Source organism: Psychromonas marina (assembly GCF_030161115.1).
In the GTDB taxonomy this organism is placed as follows: Bacteria; Pseudomonadota; Gammaproteobacteria; order Enterobacterales; family Psychromonadaceae; genus Psychromonas; species Psychromonas marina.
Map to the genome: position 1 here is coordinate 116,565 of NZ_BSPQ01000026.1, position 19,691 is coordinate 136,255.

General features: G+C 38.2%; 16 protein-coding genes and 1 pseudogene. 8 read left to right on the top strand and 9 right to left on the bottom strand.

Annotation, left to right across the window (positions count from 1 at the left end; translation table 11 throughout):
- Positions 1 to 199: 199 nt before the first annotated feature.
- The gene (locus tag QQK09_RS18705; protein WP_284205711.1) at positions 200 to 1,795 is read left to right on the top strand and encodes an ABC-F family ATPase; all 1,596 of its coding nucleotides are present in this window, start codon (positions 200 to 202) and stop codon (positions 1,793 to 1,795) included.
- Positions 1,796 to 1,862: 67 nt separating this feature from the next.
- On the opposite strand, the gene QQK09_RS18710 is transcribed toward QQK09_RS18705, so the two are convergent.
- A complete protein-coding gene (locus QQK09_RS18710) occupies positions 1,863 to 3,377 on the bottom strand; it encodes a YifB family Mg chelatase-like AAA ATPase (protein WP_284205712.1) in 1,515 nt (504 codons plus the stop codon).
- Positions 3,378 to 3,698: 321 nt separating this feature from the next.
- On the opposite strand from QQK09_RS18710, the gene ilvG reads away from it, so the two are divergent.
- The 3 genes from ilvG (at position 3,699) to ilvD (ending at position 7,650) form a co-directional block, all read left to right on the top strand.
- Positions 3,699 to 5,345: an acetolactate synthase 2 catalytic subunit gene (ilvG, locus tag QQK09_RS18715; RefSeq protein WP_284205713.1), complete on the top strand. Its 1,647-nt coding sequence runs from the start codon at positions 3,699 to 3,701 to the stop codon at positions 5,343 to 5,345.
- A complete protein-coding gene (gene ilvM / locus QQK09_RS18720) occupies positions 5,342 to 5,599 on the top strand; it encodes an acetolactate synthase 2 small subunit (RefSeq protein ID WP_284205714.1) in 258 nt (85 codons plus the stop codon). The genes ilvG and ilvM overlap by 4 nt, the downstream gene beginning before the upstream one ends.
- 212 nt (positions 5,600 to 5,811) lie before the next feature.
- Complete coding sequence (gene ilvD / locus QQK09_RS18725; RefSeq protein WP_284205715.1) at positions 5,812 to 7,650, top strand: dihydroxy-acid dehydratase; 1,839 nt, start codon at positions 5,812 to 5,814, stop codon at positions 7,648 to 7,650.
- Positions 7,651 to 7,810: 160 nt separating this feature from the next.
- On the opposite strand, the gene QQK09_RS18730 is transcribed toward ilvD, so the two are convergent.
- The 4 genes from QQK09_RS18730 to glpE all read right to left on the bottom strand — a co-directional run bounded on the left by QQK09_RS18730 (position 7,811) and on the right by glpE (position 12,030).
- The gene (locus QQK09_RS18730; protein ID WP_284205716.1) at positions 7,811 to 8,815 is read right to left on the bottom strand and encodes a DUF2860 domain-containing protein; all 1,005 of its coding nucleotides are present in this window, start codon (positions 8,813 to 8,815) and stop codon (positions 7,811 to 7,813) included.
- Positions 8,816 to 8,998: 183 nt separating this feature from the next.
- Positions 8,999 to 10,987, bottom strand: coding sequence for a transketolase (gene tkt / locus QQK09_RS18735; protein ID WP_284205717.1), 1,989 nt, complete (start codon positions 10,985 to 10,987; stop codon positions 8,999 to 9,001).
- A gap of 335 nt (positions 10,988 to 11,322) precedes the next feature.
- Entirely contained in the window at positions 11,323 to 11,673 is a 351-nt protein-coding gene (locus QQK09_RS18740; protein WP_284205718.1) for a DUF6572 domain-containing protein, read from the bottom strand.
- 33 nt (positions 11,674 to 11,706) lie between these two features.
- Positions 11,707 to 12,030 carry a thiosulfate sulfurtransferase GlpE gene (gene glpE / locus QQK09_RS18745; RefSeq protein ID WP_284205719.1) on the bottom strand — a complete coding sequence of 108 codons (324 nt, stop codon included), beginning with the start codon at positions 12,028 to 12,030 and terminating at the stop codon, positions 11,707 to 11,709.
- A gap of 447 nt (positions 12,031 to 12,477) precedes the next feature.
- Between glpE and QQK09_RS18750 the strand changes: the two genes are divergently transcribed.
- From QQK09_RS18750 to QQK09_RS18760, 3 genes are all read left to right on the top strand, one after another.
- On the top strand, positions 12,478 to 13,695 hold the full coding sequence (locus QQK09_RS18750; RefSeq protein WP_284205720.1) for an O-antigen ligase family protein: 1,218 nt from the start codon (positions 12,478 to 12,480) through the stop codon (positions 13,693 to 13,695).
- Positions 13,696 to 13,778: 83 nt separating this feature from the next.
- Positions 13,779 to 14,648: a phosphotransferase gene (locus tag QQK09_RS18755; protein WP_284205721.1), complete on the top strand. Its 870-nt coding sequence runs from the start codon at positions 13,779 to 13,781 to the stop codon at positions 14,646 to 14,648.
- 56 nt (positions 14,649 to 14,704) lie between these two features.
- Positions 14,705 to 15,700 (top strand): glycosyltransferase family protein, encoded by a 996-nt coding sequence (locus QQK09_RS18760; RefSeq protein WP_431312612.1) that lies wholly within the window; start codon positions 14,705 to 14,707, stop codon positions 15,698 to 15,700.
- Between the two features lie 82 nt (positions 15,701 to 15,782).
- On the opposite strand, the gene QQK09_RS18765 is transcribed toward QQK09_RS18760, so the two are convergent.
- Positions 15,783 to 16,796, bottom strand: coding sequence for a WavE lipopolysaccharide synthesis family protein (locus QQK09_RS18765; protein WP_284205723.1), 1,014 nt, complete (start codon positions 16,794 to 16,796; stop codon positions 15,783 to 15,785).
- 25 nt (positions 16,797 to 16,821) lie between these two features.
- Positions 16,822 to 17,610: a glycosyltransferase family 2 protein gene (locus QQK09_RS18770; protein ID WP_284205724.1), complete on the bottom strand. Its 789-nt coding sequence runs from the start codon at positions 17,608 to 17,610 to the stop codon at positions 16,822 to 16,824.
- A 138-nt stretch (positions 17,611 to 17,748) separates the two neighbouring features.
- Here QQK09_RS18770 and QQK09_RS18775 point away from each other — a divergent pair, with 138 nt between their 5' ends.
- Positions 17,749 to 18,825 (top strand): glycosyltransferase family 4 protein, encoded by a 1,077-nt coding sequence (locus QQK09_RS18775; RefSeq protein ID WP_284205725.1) that lies wholly within the window; start codon positions 17,749 to 17,751, stop codon positions 18,823 to 18,825.
- Between the two features lie 144 nt (positions 18,826 to 18,969).
- On the opposite strand, the pseudogene QQK09_RS19435 reads toward QQK09_RS18775, so the two are convergent.
- Both QQK09_RS19435 and QQK09_RS18780 read right to left on the bottom strand, forming a co-directional pair.
- Positions 18,970 to 19,119, bottom strand: a pseudogene (locus QQK09_RS19435) (hypothetical protein); the annotation flags it as partial.
- Positions 19,120 to 19,183: 64 nt separating this feature from the next.
- Positions 19,184 to 19,648: a serine O-acetyltransferase gene (locus tag QQK09_RS18780; RefSeq protein WP_284205726.1), complete on the bottom strand. Its 465-nt coding sequence runs from the start codon at positions 19,646 to 19,648 to the stop codon at positions 19,184 to 19,186.
- Between the last annotated feature and the right edge of the window lie 43 nt (positions 19,649 to 19,691).

Below are 19,691 nucleotides of genomic sequence, written 5' to 3' on the forward strand. Positions count from 1 at the left end.
ACCATAAGTTACAAAAGGTTAATATATTCATTTTCTTTTATATTGATTTTTGTAGTGCAGCTAAACAGATGAATAAGAGAAAAACGTCTCAAACTCATTAAAAAACACAATTGTTCGATAATTCAGCAGTGACGTGACATACGTCACATGCTATATTCCACGTCAAATTTACTATCAGCAATTATTAAAGGTAACGCTAGTGCTACAGACTAATAACATCACCATGCAGTTTGGTGCAAAACCCCTCTTTGAAAACATTTCTGTTAAATTTGGTACAGGTAACCGTTACGGTTTAATCGGTGCTAACGGTTGTGGTAAGTCTACGTTCATGAAAATCTTAACCGGTGATCTTGAACCAAGCGCTGGTAATGTTACAAGAGATCCTAACGAGCGTATTGCTAAGCTACATCAGGACCAGTTTGCTTTTGAAGAGTTCTCAGTATTAGATACAGTACTGATGGGCCACAAAGAGATGTGGGAAGTAATGAATGAACGTAACCGTATCTATTCATTACCAGAAATGACTGAAGCGGAAGGTATGGCTGTTGGCGACCTTGAGAATGAATTTGCAGAGATGGACGGTTACACAGCCGATTCACGTGCTGGAGAAATTCTGTTAAGCGTTGGCATCCCACTTGAACAACACTACGGCTTAATGTCTGAAGTTGCACCGGGCTGGAAACTACGTGTATTACTCGCACAGGTTCTTTTCTCAAATCCAGATATCATGTTACTCGATGAGCCTACCAATAACTTGGATATCGATACTATCCGTTGGTTAGAAACAGAACTGAAGGCACGTCAATGTACGATGGTAATCATCTCGCATGACCGTCACTTCTTAAACTCTGTTTGTACACATATGGCAGACATCGATTACGGTGAACTTCGTCTTTTCCCTGGTAACTACGACGAATACATGACGGCGGCAACGCAAACACGTGAACGTCTACTTAATGAAAACGCTAAGAAAAAAGCACAGCTTTCTGAGCTAGCCGACTTCGTAAGCCGTTTCTCTGCTAACGCATCTAAAGCAAAGCAAGCAACGTCACGTGCTAAGCAAATGGACAAAATTGAATTAGCAGAAGTGAAAGCTTCAAGCCGTGTTAATCCTTACATCGTATTCAAGCAAGAAAAGAAACTTTTCCGTAACGCATTAGAGATGGAAAATGTAACTAAAGGCTTTGATAAACCACTATTTAAAGACTTAAGCTTAATGGTTGAAGTGGGCGAGCGTGTTGCGATTATTGGTCAAAATGGTGTTGGTAAAACAACATTATTACGCACGTTAATGGGTCAACTTGAAGTTGATTCAGGTATGTTTAAATGGTCTGAAAATGCTAACTTAGGTTACTATGCACAGGATCACGCTTATGCCTTCGAGAAAGACCAAACGTTAATGGACTGGATGGCGCAATGGATGAAACAAGGTGACGACGAGCAAGCGGTTCGCGGTACCTTAGGTCGTTTATTGTTTGGTTCAAATGATATCGGTAAGTCAGTGAAAATCATCTCTGGTGGTGAGCAAGGCCGTATGTTGTTTGGTAAGTTAATGATGGATGAGCCAAACATTCTACTAATGGATGAGCCAACCAATCACTTGGATATGGAATCGATTGAATCATTAAACTTAGCACTTGAGAACTACGAAGGTACATTACTGTTTGTTTCTCATGACCGTGAGTTTGTATCGTCACTAGCAACACGTATCATCGAAATTAAGTCTGATAAAGTGGTCGACTTCCACGGCACTTACGCTGAATACCTAGCAAGCCAAGGTATTGTAGAAGGCTAACCCCTTTTGTATCTTGATTAAAAAAGGCGCTTTTTAGCGCCTTTTTTGTCTCTTAAATCACCATGTTTTAAGAGACACTTTTTAACAACCTATCCATGGCACGGTAATTTAACGACTCTAATAGATGATTACGTTCGACAGTCTCACTCTCCGCCAAATCAGCAATGCTGCGTGCAACCTTTAATAAACTGTGCCAAGCACGAATTGAAAGTCCCATTTTATTAATCGCATCCTCAAGGAATAACGCATCTTGCTCGCTTAATTTGCAATAATCAGCTATTTCCTGTGTCGATAAATTATGGTTTAACTTTGCTTGCCGTTGTATCTGGCGATCTCTTGCTTTTAATATCCTACCTCGAATTTGAGCGGTTGTTTCATTGTTATTTTCAGCCCCCATTTGTGAGCAAGCGAGCATCCCTTTAGGTAATAAAGGCACCATAATCGATAGCGAGAAACGATCTAAAAAAGGGCCGGATAAACGTCCTAAATAACGTAACACCTGATCTGGCGTACTACGCCTTAAATCACCACTAATATGACCACAAGGACTCGGGTTCATCGCACCAATCAATTGAAAGTTGGCAGGAAAAGTAACTTGATTGGCAGCCCGAGAAATAGTGACTTCATTGGTTTCTAAGGGTTGCCGTAGGCTGTCTAACACTGCTCTGGGGAATTCAGGTAGCTCATCAAGAAACAATACCCCACGATGTGACAGTGATATTTCACCCGGTTTGGGTTTTCCGCCTCCACCGACTAATGCAACCGAAGAAGCTGAATGATGAGGGGATCGATATGGCGGTTGAAACCAGTCTTCACGCTGTTTACCACAAACCGAATAAATGGCTGCGGTTTGTAATGCATGTTCCTCGCAAAGTGGTGGTAATAACCCCATAAAGCGTTCTGCCAACATGCTTTTTCCGGTACCGGGTGGGCCAACGAGCAGTGTATTATGCCCACCAGCAGCGGCTATTTCTAAAACGCGTTTAGCTTGCTCCTGCCCTAATACATCACACATATCGGGCGGCTTTGTAATCTTTTTCAGATCTGCGGCCTGCGCGCTCGGTAAGGTCTTCACCCCTTGAAAAAAAGCACAAACATCCGTCAAGTTAGACGCAATATAAGAGTCAACACCAGTGAGCGCGGTTTCATGTTGATTTTCAGGGCAGACAATCACCGCTCTAGCTTCTGATTTAGCCGCTAATACACAGGGAATCACACCATCAACAGGGCGTAAATCTCCCGCCAAAGTTAACTCAGCAAAACATTCAATCTGTTTTATTTTACTATCAGAGAGCTGTTCCGATGCAACCAAAATAGCTAATGCAATCGCTAAATCAAAACGACCGCCCTCTTTGGCAAGATTTGCAGGTGCTAGGTTAACGGTGATTTTTTTATTAAAAGGAAACTTGAAGTTACTGTTAGTAATGGCGCTACGTACGCGCTCTTTGGCTTCTTTTACCGACGTTTCAGGCAAGCCCACCAACGAAAAACTAGGTAATCCAGTGCTTAAATGCACCTCAACTAACACCTCAGGGGCATCAACGCCAGAAAGCGCCCGACAATATAGTGAAGCTAATGCCATCAAAAATCCTTATTCGATAATAAATGCAAAGGGATAACCTTAATGGAGTATAGAACCGAACAAAGATTTTAGATCATCAAAAATCAGGTCAATGGATTGTTCAAAAATGTGACATTTGTTGAAAAAGTAAGCCCTTTTTGCTATAAAGGCACACTTTTAAAAAATGAAGACAGCCATTGTAGATATCCGTTACCACTCAAATTGCGAATCAAAATAAACATTCAGCCAACAATTTAAGATAAGCATATTCTCGATAGAATAGTGAAGATTTAACGGATATAAATCAATCGCCCCCACTTCAGTAATTTCAGGAAGAAAATAATGAATGGCGCCAACTTTGTTGTTCAAGCATTGAAACAACATAATATTAGTCAAGTCTTTGGCTACCCGGGAGGGGCAATCATGCCTCTTTATGATGCTTTATATGATGGTGGAGTTGACCATCTCCTCTGTCGTCATGAACAAGGCGCAGTAATGGCGGCTATTGGTTATGCACGCTCAACGGGTAATGTCGGGGTTTGTATTGCAACATCAGGCCCTGGAGCGACCAATCTAATCACCGGGCTTGCCGATGCAATGATGGACTCGGTTCCAGTGGTTGCCATTACAGGGCAAGTCGCCAGTCACCTTATTGGTACCGATGCTTTCCAAGAAATTGATGTATTAGGCCTATCACTCGCCTGCACTAAACATAGCTTTATGGTGCAAAATGCAGAACAACTAGGCCCAATTATTGAACAAGCCTTTGAACTTGCGGCCTCGGGAAGACCAGGTCCGGTTTTAATTGATATTCCTAAAGATATTCAACTTGGTGATGCCGTTAACTTCGCATCTATCTGTAAAGCGCCGATAACTGAAAAGGTTGATCAAGAAGCTATTAACAAAGCGCTAGCAATGATCAGCGATGCACAAAAACCACTGCTCTATGTAGGTGGTGGTGTTGGCATGGCAAAAGCGATAACGCCACTTCGTCAATTCATTAATACCACTAAAATCCCTAGTGTTTGTACCCTGAAAGGGATTGGGGCAATTGAGCATGATTCAGACTACTTTTTAGGTATGGTCGGTATGCATGGCAGCAAAGCGTCAAATTTTGCTATTCAAGAGTGTGATCTGTTAATCGCCATTGGCGCACGCTTTGATGATCGCGTCACCGGTAAACTGGATGAATTTGCTCCTCACGCCAAGGTAATTCACCTTGATATTGATGCAGCAGAAGTGGATAAGTTACGTACTGTTGAACTATCAATGACAGAAGATCTGAAGCATATATTACCACTACTTGAAGTTGAAATTTCGATTGAGGATTGGCAACAAAAAGCATTAACAATGAAAGTCGATTTTGCCAACCGTTATGATCATCCCGGTGAGGCTATTTTCGCCCCTGCACTATTACGCCAATTAGCACAGATGCAACCCCGTGATACGGTTATCTGTACCGATGTAGGTCAACATCAAATGTGGGTTGCCCAGCATATGTTTGTCGACAGACCCGAAAACCATATCTCAAGCTCAGGTTTAGGTACGATGGGTTTTGGTATTCCTGCCGCGGTTGGTGCTAAAGTGGCACGTCCTGATGACATGGTCATTGCTGTTTCTGGTGACGGCTCATTTATGATGAACGTGCAGGAGTTAGGTACCATCAAACGTAAAAAATTACCGGTTAAAATATTACTGATTGATAATCAACGTTTAGGTATGGTTCGACAATGGCAAAAGCTATTTTTTGATGGTCGTTATAGCGAAACCATCCTCACCGATAACCCTGATTTTGTGACTCTCGCGAGTGCCTTTGATATTCCAGGGGAAACAATTTCAACAAAATCTCAAATACAAGATGCATTAACACGGCTACTTGAAAGTGAAGGTGCTTACCTACTTCACGTTTCAATCTCTGAAGAGGAGAACGTTTGGCCACTCGTCCCACCCGGTGCGGCAAATGATAAGATGATGGAGAGCCTACAATGAAATCGCAACTAACCATTGAAAGTCAAAATAGCCCGGAGCTTTTAGAGCGCTTATTACGTGTTGTGCGCCATCGCGGCTTTAATGTGCAAACATTACAAGCTGAAACCACCGACAATGAACAGAACTTACATCTGAGCTTAACGGTATACAGTGAACGTGAGATTAGTTTACTCACTAAGCAACTAGAAAAAATATTTGGGGTTACTAAAGTAAGTCTATTAGCCCAACAAGCAGAGATTAAAGCAAGTGCATAGGTTGTGAAAGCAGGTGTTATCTGGTTAAATCAGGTAACACTTTTAACTGCTGATACCACAGCCCTGCAAGTGCTATCACTCAAATTAAAACCTAACCAATACAATTAAAGTTATCATTGAATAAATGCTCAGAGCCAAGCTAATTTATCGTGACAATACAGCACCTTAAATAAAAGCCTAATGAGCAGTTACATTAAAATAAAGGAATTTATATGCCACAGTATCGTTCAAAAACATCTACTCACGGCCGTAACATGGCAGGTGCTCGTGCTCTATGGCGCGCAACAGGCGTAAAAGATGATGATTTTGGTAAGCCAATCATTGCCATCGCGAACTCATTCACACAATTTGTTCCTGGTCACGTTCACCTAAAAGATATGGGACAATTGGTTGCTGGTGCAGTTGAAGCAGCTGGCGGTATCGCAAAAGAATTTAACACTATCGCGATTGATGACGGTATCGCAATGGGTCACTCTGGCATGTTATACAGCCTACCTTCTCGCGACCTCATTGCTGATTCGATTGAATATATGGTTAATGCACATTGTGCTGATGCAATTGTTTGTATCTCTAACTGTGACAAAATCACACCGGGAATGTTAATGGCGGCGCTACGCTTAAATATCCCTGTCATTTTTGTTTCAGGTGGTCCAATGGAAGCGGGTAAAACTAAGCTTTCAGATCAAATCATCAAACTAGACTTAGTTGATGCAATGGTAATGGGTCCAGATAAAAATGTTTCCGATGAAGATCTTGCAAAAGTTGAGCGTAGTGCTTGCCCAACATGTGGCTCTTGTTCAGGTATGTTTACAGCGAACTCAATGAACTGTTTAACAGAAGCATTAGGTTTATCATTACCAGGTAACGGCTCGATGCTAGCAACACATGCGGATCGTGAGCAACTATTCTTAGATGCTGGTCGTCGTATTGTTGATATTACTAAGCGTCATTACGAACAAGACGATTACTCGGTATTACCACGTTCAATTGCCTCTCGCGCTGCATTTGAAAATGCAATGGCATTAGATATCGCAATGGGTGGTTCAACGAACACTATTTTGCATCTATTAGCTTGTGCACAAGAAGCAGAGATGGATTTCACAGTTGAAGATATGGATAAGATGTCTCGCCGTATTCCTCAACTTTGTAAAGTTGCACCTTCAACACCTAAATATCACATGGAAGATGTACATCGCGCCGGTGGTGTAATGGCTATTTTAGGTGAGTTAGATAGAGCGGGTTTATTAAACAGCGATATTCCAACTATTCTCAGCCCAACAATGAAAGAACAATTAGCACATTACGATATCATGCAGACTAAAGATCAAGCGGTTATCGATTTCTATCGTGCAGGTCCTGCGGGCATTCGAACAGTGAAAGCATTTAGCCAATCTTGTCGTTGGGATACAGTGGATAATGACCGTGAAAATGGTTGTGTTCGCTCACTAGAAAATGCATTCAGTACTGAAGGTGGTTTAGCCGTATTGTTTGGTAATATGGCCGTTGATGGCGCAGTGGTTAAAACCGCAGGTGTTGATGATGACAACCTTACATTTACTGGTCCAGCTAAAATCTACGAAAGCCAAGATGATGCAGTTGAAGCTATTTTAGGTGGTAAAGTCGTATCGGGTGATGTTGTGGTTATTCGTTATGAAGGCCCACAAGGTGGTCCGGGTATGCAAGAGATGCTTTACCCAACGTCATACCTTAAATCAATGGGACTCGGTAAAGAGTGTGCATTGATTACTGATGGTCGTTTCTCAGGTGGTACGTCAGGGCTTTCAATTGGTCATGTTTCTCCTGAAGCAGCAGCTGGCGGTGTGGTTGGTTTAATCGAAAATGGTGACATTATCGATATCAATATTCCAACACGTGAAATGAACCTACAAGTATCAGATGAAGTGCTCGCTGAACGTCGCGTTAAGCAAGATGCTATCGGATGGAAAGCAGTAGGTCGTATTCGCCCTATTTCAGCAGCATTAAAAGTATATGCGTCAATGGCAACCTCTGCCGATAAAGGTGCAGTACGTGATATGAGTAAGCTTAAATAGCTATCAGCTATCACATAATTAAAAGCCAGCACTATTTATTTAGTACTGGCTTTTTTATTTCTATTTTTTGTTGCTATCTTAGTAGCAGCTATTCGCTAACAGTGAAGTTGGTTTTACTGACCGCTGACAGCTAAAGACTGAAAGCTATGCTTTGTGTTTTTTAAAACGTATACGCCAAACCCGCTGAAACAATTAACCCATTCTCATCATAAAAAGTAATATCCGAGTCTTTCTGGCTATAACCAGCAATCAAAGTAAAGGTGACCGGTTTCCAGTTAAAGGCTTCTGCGTAGCTATAAACAGAGAAAATACCTAAATTGATAGAATCTTGTTTGTTATCAAAAATAGGGTTCTTGTCTTTATAACTGCTATTGCCAATATTAAACGTAGTGATAGAAGTATGTCGTCCGCTAAAAATAAGCAACCCTAACTGAAAATTGTATTCGTCATAGCTAATCGCATCACCATCAGCAATACGAGCTGTATATTGTAATGTTGGTTTCAAAAACACTTTTGTCTGCTGTAAGTAAACAGGAAACATCGTTTCTATCTCTGCACGATGATACTGACTGCTGCGTTGTAAGCTCTGCAACTGCTGCGTGGTTAATCCTGACCAGCTTTCGCCACTGTTATCATTATCCACTTTGTTACGTGCATAAGCATATTTTAAGGTGATTGGACTACCTGCAATACGATCTAACTGGATACGTCCACCTTGCGCGTTATCATCAGTTTTTGTACGGGCTTGATCCACTAAAAAAGGGTCTTCCCAGGTATCATTAAATAACGGTAATTCAGGAAAGTAAGCTGCGGTTATTTTACTCTTATCGGCAAACTGATGCGTTACACCGAGCTCATATTGAAACTGTGAGGTTGAGATTTGATCGCGGCTATTACCAAGGAAAAACTGCGTGTTTAAATCTTCTGTTGTGTATTGAATACGTGCAAAAGGGAAAGCGATAACACTATCCGTTGATTCCGCTTTGCTATCAACATCGCTAATAATTTCGTTATCATCGGATGTGGACAGGTTTGACTGACCACTGACATAACCGGCATTGAGACTGATAGTAAACTCCCATCCCGCTTCGTTTGCTAACGGTTTAGCACTCAGGGGAGTAACTAACAAACTACTTAATAGCAGCGCTGGAAAAAGATTTTTCATTTTTATCGTCCTTGATAGATCTAGGGATTAACCCTAACACACTAAATATTAACAAATAATAGACAGTTTAAAAGGCTTGTTTAGAAACTATACGCCTCAGGTCAGCAATTAGATCACTAATAATAGGGCATAAAAAAACCGCGACAAGCGCGGTTTTAAATAATAATCAATGAAGATTAATTATTATAGGCTGTTCGCTGTATCAACAACGTTTTTAACAGTGAAACCAAACATTTCAAACAGTTCTTCAGCAGGAGCAGACTCACCAAAGGTAGTCATACCAATTACTGCGCCGTTTAGGCCAACGTATTTGTACCAGTAATCAGCAATACCTGCTTCAACTGCAACACGTTTAGTCACAGCAGCTGGTAATACAGACTCTTTGTACTCTGCAGATTGTAATTCAAACTGCTCAGTACAAGGGATAGAAACAACACGTACCGCTTTACCCGATGCAGTTAGTTCTGCAGCAGCTTGTACCGCTAGCTCAACTTCTGAACCTGTTGCGATAAGAATGATCTCAGCAGGTGTAGTTGAATCAATAAGAACATAACCACCTTTAGCAACGTCAGCTAATTGCTGTGCGTCACGAGCTTGTGGCTTAAGGTTTTGACGGCTGAATATTAATGAGCTTGGCGCATCAACAGATTCAATCGCAAATTTCCAAGCAACAGCAGACTCAACGCTGTCACACGGACGCCATGTGTTCATGTTTGGCGTTAAACGTAAACTAGCAATTTGCTCTACAGGTTGGTGCGTTGGACCATCTTCACCAAGACCGATTGAGTCATGCGTAAATACTTGAATTGAACGTTGCTTCATTAATGCAGACATACGTAGTGCGTTACGTGCGTATTCCATGAACATTAAGAAAGTAGCACCGTAAGGTACGAAACCTTTGTGTAGTGCGATACCGTTAATGATAGCGGCCATTGCAAACTCACGCACACCGTAGTGGATGTAGTTACCAGATGCATCATCAGCAGTGATAGCTTTAGTACCAGACCACATTGTTAAGTTAGATGGTGCTAAATCGGCAGAACCACCTAATAGCTCAGGTAACATTGCGCCGTATGCTTCGATACAGTTTTGTGATGCTTTACGTGTTGCGATGTTACCTTGGTTTTCTTGTAAGTCTGCAATGTAAGCAGAAGACTTAGCTTCCCAGTCAGTAGGTAATTCGTTGTTTACACGACGTTTGTATTCAGCAGCTAATTCAGGGTAAGCAGATGCGTATGCCGCAAATTTCTCATCCCAAGATTGCTCAGCTTGTTGACCTTGTGTTTTAGCATCCCAACCAGCATATACATGCTCAGGGATTTCAAAATCACCGTAGTTCCAACCTAGTGCTTTACGTGTAGCAATAATTTCGTCAGCGCCTAGTGGAGCACCGTGACAGTCATGCGTACCTTGCTTAGCAGGAGAACCAAAACCGATGATTGTTTTACAACAGATCATTGTTGGTTTAGTTGTTTCAGCACGTGCAGCGATGATTGCCGCTTTAATCTCTTCAGGATTATGCCCATCAACAGAGATTACTTGCCAACCGTAAGACTCAAAACGCTTAGGTGTATCATCAGTGAACCAACCTTCAACTTCACCATCGATAGAGATACCGTTGTCATCCCAGAATGCAATCAGTTTACCAAGACCTAACGTGCCAGCTAGTGAACATGCTTCATGAGAGATACCTTCCATTAGACAGCCATCGCCTAAGAACGTGTAAGTGTAGTGATCTACAATTTCATGATCTTTTTTGTTGAAAGTCGTTGCTAGAGATTTTTCAGCAATAGCCATACCAATAGCATTGGTGATACCTTGACCTAGTGGACCAGTCGTTGTTTCAATACCGGGTGCGTAACCGAATTCTGGGTGACCTGGTGTTTTTGAATGTAGTTGACGGAAGCTTTTAATATCATCCATTGAAAGGTCGTAACCAGTCAGATGTAATAGAGAGTAGATAAGCATTGAACCATGACCGTTAGAAAGGATAAAACGGTCACGATCAGCCCACTCTGGATTAGTTGGATTATGCTTTAGAAAATCAGTCCATAGAACTTGCGCGATATCAGCCATACCCATTGGTGCGCCTGGGTGACCTGAATTAGATTTCTGAATGGCATCCATGCTTAAAGCACGAATCGCGTTAGCTAGCTCTTGACGAGATGGCATAAAACTCTCCTGATATGGTTTAGTTGGGGTAAACATCGATAGATGGGCGCGATTATCCCAAAGGTTAGGGGCAAGTTGCAATGGGAAAGTTAAAAAATTGGAACATATTTTAACAAAAGTATTATAAATACCTTACTACAGCGTATGTTTACTAAAAACTAGTGGCTTTAGGCTACTTATCTACTAAAAACTTATTTAAAACTGTCACCACTGCACCAATAGATAATAATGACTGATTGTTACTACAGTTTCGAACAAAGTGTTCTAGACAAAAGTTTCACATAAAAAAAGCGACTTGCGTCGCTTTTATAAGCATACCTTTGCAGCAGAATTACTTAAGACTGTTGTTCAACATAACCCGTTTCTTTGTTGGGTCCAAAAACAAGCACGATATTTTTATCAAACAATATTTGCATGGTTTTATCGAAGAAGCTAATCGCATCATCGGTTGGCATATGCTTTAAAATAAGCTCAATAGCAATATCACAACCTTCACTATCCGGCATCGCTTTCAATAATTCACCTGACTCAACAAAATGTAAGTAGGTATTGATTTTTTCTTGCAGGGTAAAAAGATGCACATTTTCACTATCCCAAACAAGCGGATCAACAATCGTTAGAAATACCCTTTTAGCTTCTTTATCTAAACCAATAGCATCGATGCTATCTGTATCTACTACACTCATCATTAACCTTTAATTTTTCTTATGAATACTATTTTATTGAGCATTTTCTTCGCAAGGCACTAATTGACGCCACATTGCCATACCACCTTCGACACTATAACAATTTTCATAGCCTTGCTCAGCTAAATACTGTGCAACACCTTTACTGCTATTACCATGATAACAAACCACAAACACAGGCGTTTCAAATTCCACTGCATCCGTAAACTCTTTCAACGTGTCATTAGTTAAATGGAAGGCCCCTTCAACATGGTCCGCGGCAAATGTTTGCTCGTCACGAGTATCCACTAGAATGGCCTCTTCACTTTGCAAACGTTGAATTGTTTCTGCAATTTCTATTAGTTTAAATGTTGGCATTTCCATGTCCTTAAAATTTAGCGCAAAAATCATAAGCGTAATTTAACAAGAATTGGTGTTTTTTAACAATTTTACATTTAAATAGTATAAAAGTATTAGTAATTTCTAGGTACCAATCAGTATAATCAGGCCTAGGCAACTTTGATAAATTAAGAGTTAAGCATGTTCATCGTAAGTGATAATGAGATTTATTGGTCGCAATATAATACAACTTTAACGGCCCCGCGAAACATTGTTCATATGTACAAGAATTAGCACATAATGCAGACGTTAACAGGGAAAAGTTTTGATTGCATTAAGAAGACTTCCATAAGGTCTTAGTCCGAATGCCACTAACAATACTTAACTACGCGCGATTAAGTATTACTGGAACCACTCTAAGTGATTTACCTTCAGCCAAATTTAAAACTGTTGAATAGGATACAAAAAGACATATGAAGAACATTAATGACAAAAAATAAGATACCACAAAACATTTACAACTTATTAATACTTTTACCTTACCTATGGCTTGTTACTGGTTTATTTTTGTACAAAGATAGCGACAAAGGGATGGTCATAATGATGGCTGTTGCAGTTATAGCCTCTATCGCGACTCAAGGTTTAAAAGTGGCTAAGGAAAATATAGCCAATAGCAAAATGTTATGGTTGATTTTTGCTATAACCCTATACGCTATATTTTCTTACTTTTATCATGGTTTGAGTTCAAGAGAAATTCGAGCATTTATTGCTCTTTCAGTTTTTTTGCCTTTTTTCCCGAAAGATTTACTAACTAAGAGATTGCTAATAATATTAACAATTATTGGCTCGTTCGTTAGTTTTATGTCAGCTTTTTACTATTCAAGTATTATTGATTTGAATAGAGCCCATTGGCCAATAAATGCAATCCCTTTTGCAACAATAGTAGCAACGTTATCATTGTTGTCATTGAACCTTCGACTTATCGCAAACTCTAAGCCTCAAAAGAATTTACTATTAATTTCTTTTTTGTTTTCTATCATAGCATTAGTTTTGAGCCAAACTAGGGGAGTATGGATTGCATTCTCAATTAGCATATTAGTTAATATTGTTTTAATAGTTAGGTCTAGTAAAATAAAATATGATTATAAAAAAATATTAGCAACCCTCACATTATTATTAATAACCATAATGCTCTGTTATCCAAAAATAGAGCAGCGCTTTCAAGAAACACAATATGATATAAATAGGGTATCTAAGGGACAAATGACAGGGTCTATTGGCCTGAGGTTACAAATGTTAGCTGTAACACCCGATATGGTAAAAGGCGATCTACTTTTGGGAACAGGTAATAAACAACTAGAAAAATTAAATAGGCTATATTCAGAAGGAAAAGTACCACTTTATCTTTACCGCTATGGTCCTCCCCATTATCATAATCAATATGCTGATAAATTAATAAAAAATGGCGTGATAGGGCTAACACTATTTATCTTACTATTAACCTTACCCTTAATAGAAGCAAAATATATTACAGCAAACAACAAGCGTATAACTACTTGTATAATTTTACTTTTTTCAATATCCGCACTCACAGATGCCCCATTTAATCATGGGCAAAGTATTTTTATTTTTGTATTGATTATTTATGCGCTTAATAACAAACCGCCTTCCTGTACTAACGAGAAGGTTATAAGTGAAAAATAATATGATGTTTATCACTAAAAGACAGAAAGCATTTAAAATAAGCAGAATCATGCACTATCTGCATATAATTGAGAAAAAACACAATGGATATTAATAAAAAAATTCAAGCAGCATCTCATTCAGGAGCATCACTAAAAGTGATGAAAAAAAATGAAAAATTCATTGTTCAAAAGACAGTCTACGAATCCATTGCACGTAACAAATTAGCAGTAGAGAAGCAGCAAAGGTTTACTAAATTACTCACAAGTAGCTATGAAATTTTATCAATCCCTATAGATTTTATAGATGAAAAACCTGAAAAATTAGTCATTAAAATGCCCTATATTGAAGGGGTTGGCGGTGACTCAATGCCAAACAAGGGCACTAGAATTACAGCTAATAATATTAAGGTTGCATTAAATTCATATTTAATAGATGCATTAGCCAAATCAGAAGTTAAAACCATCAGCAGCACTATCGTATTAAATAAAATACAAGAAATAGAAAAAAACACACGTCATAACATTCATCTTTTTCCCTCTTTGAATTATATTATTTCTCAATTAAAAGAGTGTTGTTTGAAAGATCTAACCTTACCTATGGGCCCCTGCCATGGAGACTTAACGCTTTCAAACATGAAAGTAACCCAAGAAAATAAGCTTTATATTTTCGACTTCTTAGATAGTTTTATCGAAAGTCCTCTTCAGGATGCGGCCAAAATTATTCAAGATATGATATATGGCTGGAGCTTTAGAAAAGAAAAAAGTAGCTTAAGATTAAAAGGGCAGCTTTTTTGTAAAAAAGCTTATCCTAATTTTATAGATACCTTAATACAATTATATCCACGAGAAATGAAGGTATTAGAGATAATGACATTATTAAGAATAGCACCATATATAGATGAATCTGACAGTGTTACCATTAACTGGTTCAACAAATCCCTCTGTAAAAGCTTAAAAAGACTAGAAGGTTAAAAATTATGTTTACTCTATTACTCCCCGTCGCAGGTCGTTCGTCTAGGTTTCCTGGAATGAGACCCAAATGGTTGCTAACAATGCCTGATGGAAAATTAATGATTGAAAAGTCTATCGAAGGATTAGATTTAACATTATTTGATCGTATTGTTATTGTTTGCCTGAAAGAGCACTTAGAAAAATATACCAGCGAAGAAAATGTCATCAATAGTTTCTCCGCATGTACAGGTATTAAACCAGAGCTAGCTATACTTGATGAACCGACATCATCACAGTCTGAAACTATTTATAGCGCAATCGGTAAAGCATCTATCAAGGGTGCTATTTTCATTAAAGATTGTGATAACGTGTTTACTTGCGATGCCAAGCCTATTAATGCAGTCAGTACCATCGATCTTAATGATGTGGAGCTAGTTGACGCAAAAAACAAAAGTTACGTAGAAGTAGACTCACTGGGTATTATTTCAAATATTGTTGAAAAAGATGTGATAAGTAACTTCTTTTGCTGCGGAGGTTATAGCTTTGAAAATGCAGCAGAGTTCTGCCGAATATATGAAAGCATAGACTCTGATGAAGAGGTCTATATCTCTCATATTATATACAAAATGTTGCTTGATGAAGCTGAGTTCAAATTAATTAGCGCAAACACTTATCTCGATTGGGGAACTTTAAGAGAGTATAGGCATTATTGTAAAAAGCATTTTACTCTATTTTGTGATGTTGATGGTGTGCTACTCAAAAATGGCAGTAAATTTGCCAAGAATGGTTGGCGAACAGAAGGTATCACTAAAAACCTAGAAAAAATTGCCGCTTTACAAAATGAAGGGTATTTATACCTTGTGTTAACATCTTCACGCCCAGAGAGTGAAGAAGCGTATACAATTGAAGAACTAAAAAAATATGGTGTTAGAACAGATCGTTGTTTATTTGGATTACCTCATACTCGCCGCTATTTAGTGAATGATTACTCTCCAACAAACCCATACCCGTCTGCAGTCTCAATTAATATTGAGAGGGACAGTGATATCCTCGATTCAATGTTTGATGACTAACTAGTTAGAAAACTGGTTTCAGTGTTTAAAAAGCTTAACTCCTCTTATAATTGCCACCCATGAGTTAAGCTTTTTTTATTCTTTAGTTAGTGGAGTACCAATTTAGCTTTCTTTTCATGATTCTAAATTTCGCCTCTATGTAAAGAGAATGCGTATACATTAAACGATAAATAAATACTTCGATTTTCTCCACTAAAGAACATTCAACATTGAACCCAGAGTCGCAGTGTTTTTTATAAAGCTGCTGCCATTCAAAAAAATAAATATGAGCACATTTACCTTTAGGTCTAGAGACTCTAGAATTTTCTATAAACCTTTTACAAAGTCCCAAACCAATGTCACTAGGTTCGCCAATAATTATGTTGTTCGCATAGCAAATATCTGACTGTTTTAACTTTGCTTTTGAATTATCTAATAGATGTTCAAGTTGTATCGATGGATCAAATTTATTTAATGCTTTCAACCAAAATAGCTGAGCACAATCAATCACATAATTAGGATGGCTATCATGGTAGGGTTGCTCCTTAGTTGGAATAAAATCCTCTACTAACGGTAAATCCCAAAGTGTTAATAGATCTTTAGTGAGACCAAAATAAAAAAAGTCATTTAAGTGAAAAGCTACTTTATGGCCTTTTGAATACTGCCTAGCAAACACATTCGACATAACAACACGTTCTTGCAAGAATTTATAATCATTACAGCGCTTTTGAAATTTTTTCTGTAGCATTACAAAATCATTAGAAGTAAGGTAGTTATCACTTCTTAGTTTCATCGCATACTTTGTTGTTACTTTCTTTAGCCCCTCACTACTAGAAACTATTTGTCTATTATTATTATAATATCTAGGTGTTCCATCTAACTTATATTGACGAATATTTTGCCCAGGATCATCACACAAAACGAGTTGATCGTAATCTAATCCTTGAAGTTCTTGACCATGCCAAGTAGACAGTATGATTTTTGCGCCGGGTAAGTGCTCTCTGATAGACTTTAAGCACTTTACTGTGATCCCTTCTTCTTGTTTCCTATCTTTAAAAGTTTGCACGGGCCCTTGTACAACAACGGTAATATCACAAATTTTTTTTTCTAAATTCATTTCTAACCTATTAATATATGAGTTGCTATTTCTTATTTTTTTTATTGGCAATTTTATCTTCTTGTTCTAGGTACCATAACCCTGCATATTTATTAAATGAAGCCTGAGCAAACATCACTGCCATCATCAATCCTCGGCTGCCATCTAAAAACCCGAGTCTAATAATATAAATTAATAGGAACGTCCAAATAGCCCTTAAGACGGCAAAATGCACACCTAAACTTGGTCTTCTATTTTGAAAATACTTTAGTGTGGTCTCCCAAGAATAAACTCTATTTTTTTCAAGTAGATGCTCAAAACTACGTAATGAATTATGCATTAAATAGCCTTTTTTCAAAGTAGATACTTTTCCTTGAGTTACTACATTGGCATGGACAACTACTTTAGTTATTTCAGCCCCTTCTCTTTTAAATAACCTTTTTGGAGCTCGAGATGAACGACCAAATTTCATTAATTTATTTAGTATTAGATTTCCCCAAGGTAATTTAAATGCAACTTCTTGAAGACTTGGATCCGATAACTGCTTAGTTATTTCATGTTTCATTTGATCATCTAAATATTCATCAGCATCAATAATTAATACCCAATCGCCAGTGCACTTCTCTAGTGCCCTTGCTTTTTGGAAACCATCACCTGGCCAATCCTCTGTGACCCATATTTTATCGGTATATTGCTTAGCAATTTCTACAGTTTTATCAGTGCTTCCAGAGTCAAATAAAATGATTTCGTCTGCGAAACCTTTAAGTGACTCAAAACAGGGAGTAATTCTATCTTCTTCATTTTTACTAATAATTAATGCTGATATTGTTTTCATGATAATAACTCTATTAAATTAGAATTTAAGTTTACTGCGATCACTCTATTTTACAATAGTTAACCCTTTTAATTTAGGGGCGAATAGCGATGACTTTTGATATCATATTAGACACCTCTTTATCTTTATGGAATTATTATGAAAATATTAGTATGCGCGTCCTATAATCATGCGTTTAACAGTATTCGTCCTGAAGCAGAAATTTTTATTGAAATGGTACAGCAAGGGCATGAAGTCACCATAATGACAGAAGGTGAGTCAGGATACATCGATAGGTTAAAAACGAGTGGTGTTAATGTCATCGATTGTTACCCGACTAAAAAAATTTGTGTTAAAACGATTAAACGTATTCGACAAGAATTAAAAACAGGCGGATATGATATTTGCTATGCTTTTAACTCTAAAACGATTCCTAATGCTGCATTTGCATGTATTGGTATTAAGGTAAAGTTAATTGCTTACAGAGGTACAACAGGTGGCCTATACAGACACGATCCAAGTGCTTACCTAACTCAACTTCATCCAAGGGTAGATGGCATTGTATGTGTCTCAAATGCCGTACAAAAAGATGTAGCCTCTCGAGTTTGGAAAAACAAAAAAAACGTGGTGACCATTTATAAGGGGCACCAGTCTGATTGGTATACAGTACCAGCAACCCAGCGAAGCGAATTTAAGTTAGATGAATCGCATAAAATTGCAGTTTGTGCTGCACACGTTAGACCAAGTAAAGGAATCTCAGTTTTAATTGAAGCAACTCATGAAATCTTAGATGAAAATTTTCATTTGATTCTAGCAGGTAGTGGCTTTGAACCACACTTTGAAGAAATAAAAGCAAGCCCAATGGCCAATAGAATTCATTATATAGGCCACAGAACAGATATTCCCTCTTTAATGACGATGGCCGACTTCCAAGTACAACCTTCTATCAGTGGAGAAGGCTTACCAAGAACGATTATCGAAGCGATGGCTAATGGAACACCATCAATAGTTACAACAACAGGCGGTTCTCCCGAGTTAGTAGAAGACGGTAAAACAGGATTTATTGTTGCAACGAATGATTCTTCGGAATTAGCTGCAGCAATGAATAAAATGCTTGCCGATAAAAATATAAGTAAACAGATGGGGGAAACAGCTAAAAAGCGCTTAGCGACTCATTTCAGCTCACATAACACTGTTTTAGAGCACATAAAGTATTTCGAAGAATTACTTAAGTAATAATGAAAACAGACTGTATACCTGCGTTTAGTGCTCATTGAAGTTGCACAGTGAATATTAACATCTAAGCAGAGGTATTAATATTCACATCTATAGAAACTGTAGAGAAAGACTGTAATAAAAATGATCTAATTGGTTATAATCCTACTGTCGATTGGTATATAACTCTGTATTATCATGGTCGATCTTCCAAAGATCTCCCCAAAGGTTTGCATACTCACTAGGCGATAGTATTTCCATACCATTTGCAGGAGTGAACGTCATTTCACCAAAATAAACTTTTCCATTGATATTATAAAAATCAACTCAATTATCAATTCGCCCTCCTTTACCGCTATACAAAATCAGTAATCCAAGCTTATTTATTTAGCTTTATAACGGCAGGATTCCCATAAACTGTCGCATTATCTGGTACATCCATATTTACAAGGGTATTTGCCCCTATAATGACATTATTACCAACGGTAATATTATTAAACAATGTTGAGCCGGCGAAAATTGTAACATTATCCCCTAGTGTAGGGTAACCACCATGACCTTTTCCAATTGTAACATTTTGATAAATTTGGCAGTTCATTCCTAAACGAGCCCCCCCCCCTATAACAATGCCAATTGGATGCGGAAAATCAACTTTCTTTCTATAAAAGTATTGAATCCTTACCCCCTCTTCATTTTTAATAGAAAAATCATTGCAAATAAATAATTTAAAGGATTTCATTTTAAAAACACTATAATAGAAGTCCCTTATATTTCTTGAGCTTAAAGGCCTAATTAATAAACAATATATAGGTGAAAATAAATTTTTAAACACTTTTTTAAACATTTTACCTCTACTTTACGATACGCCTAATATAAAAATAAGTTCA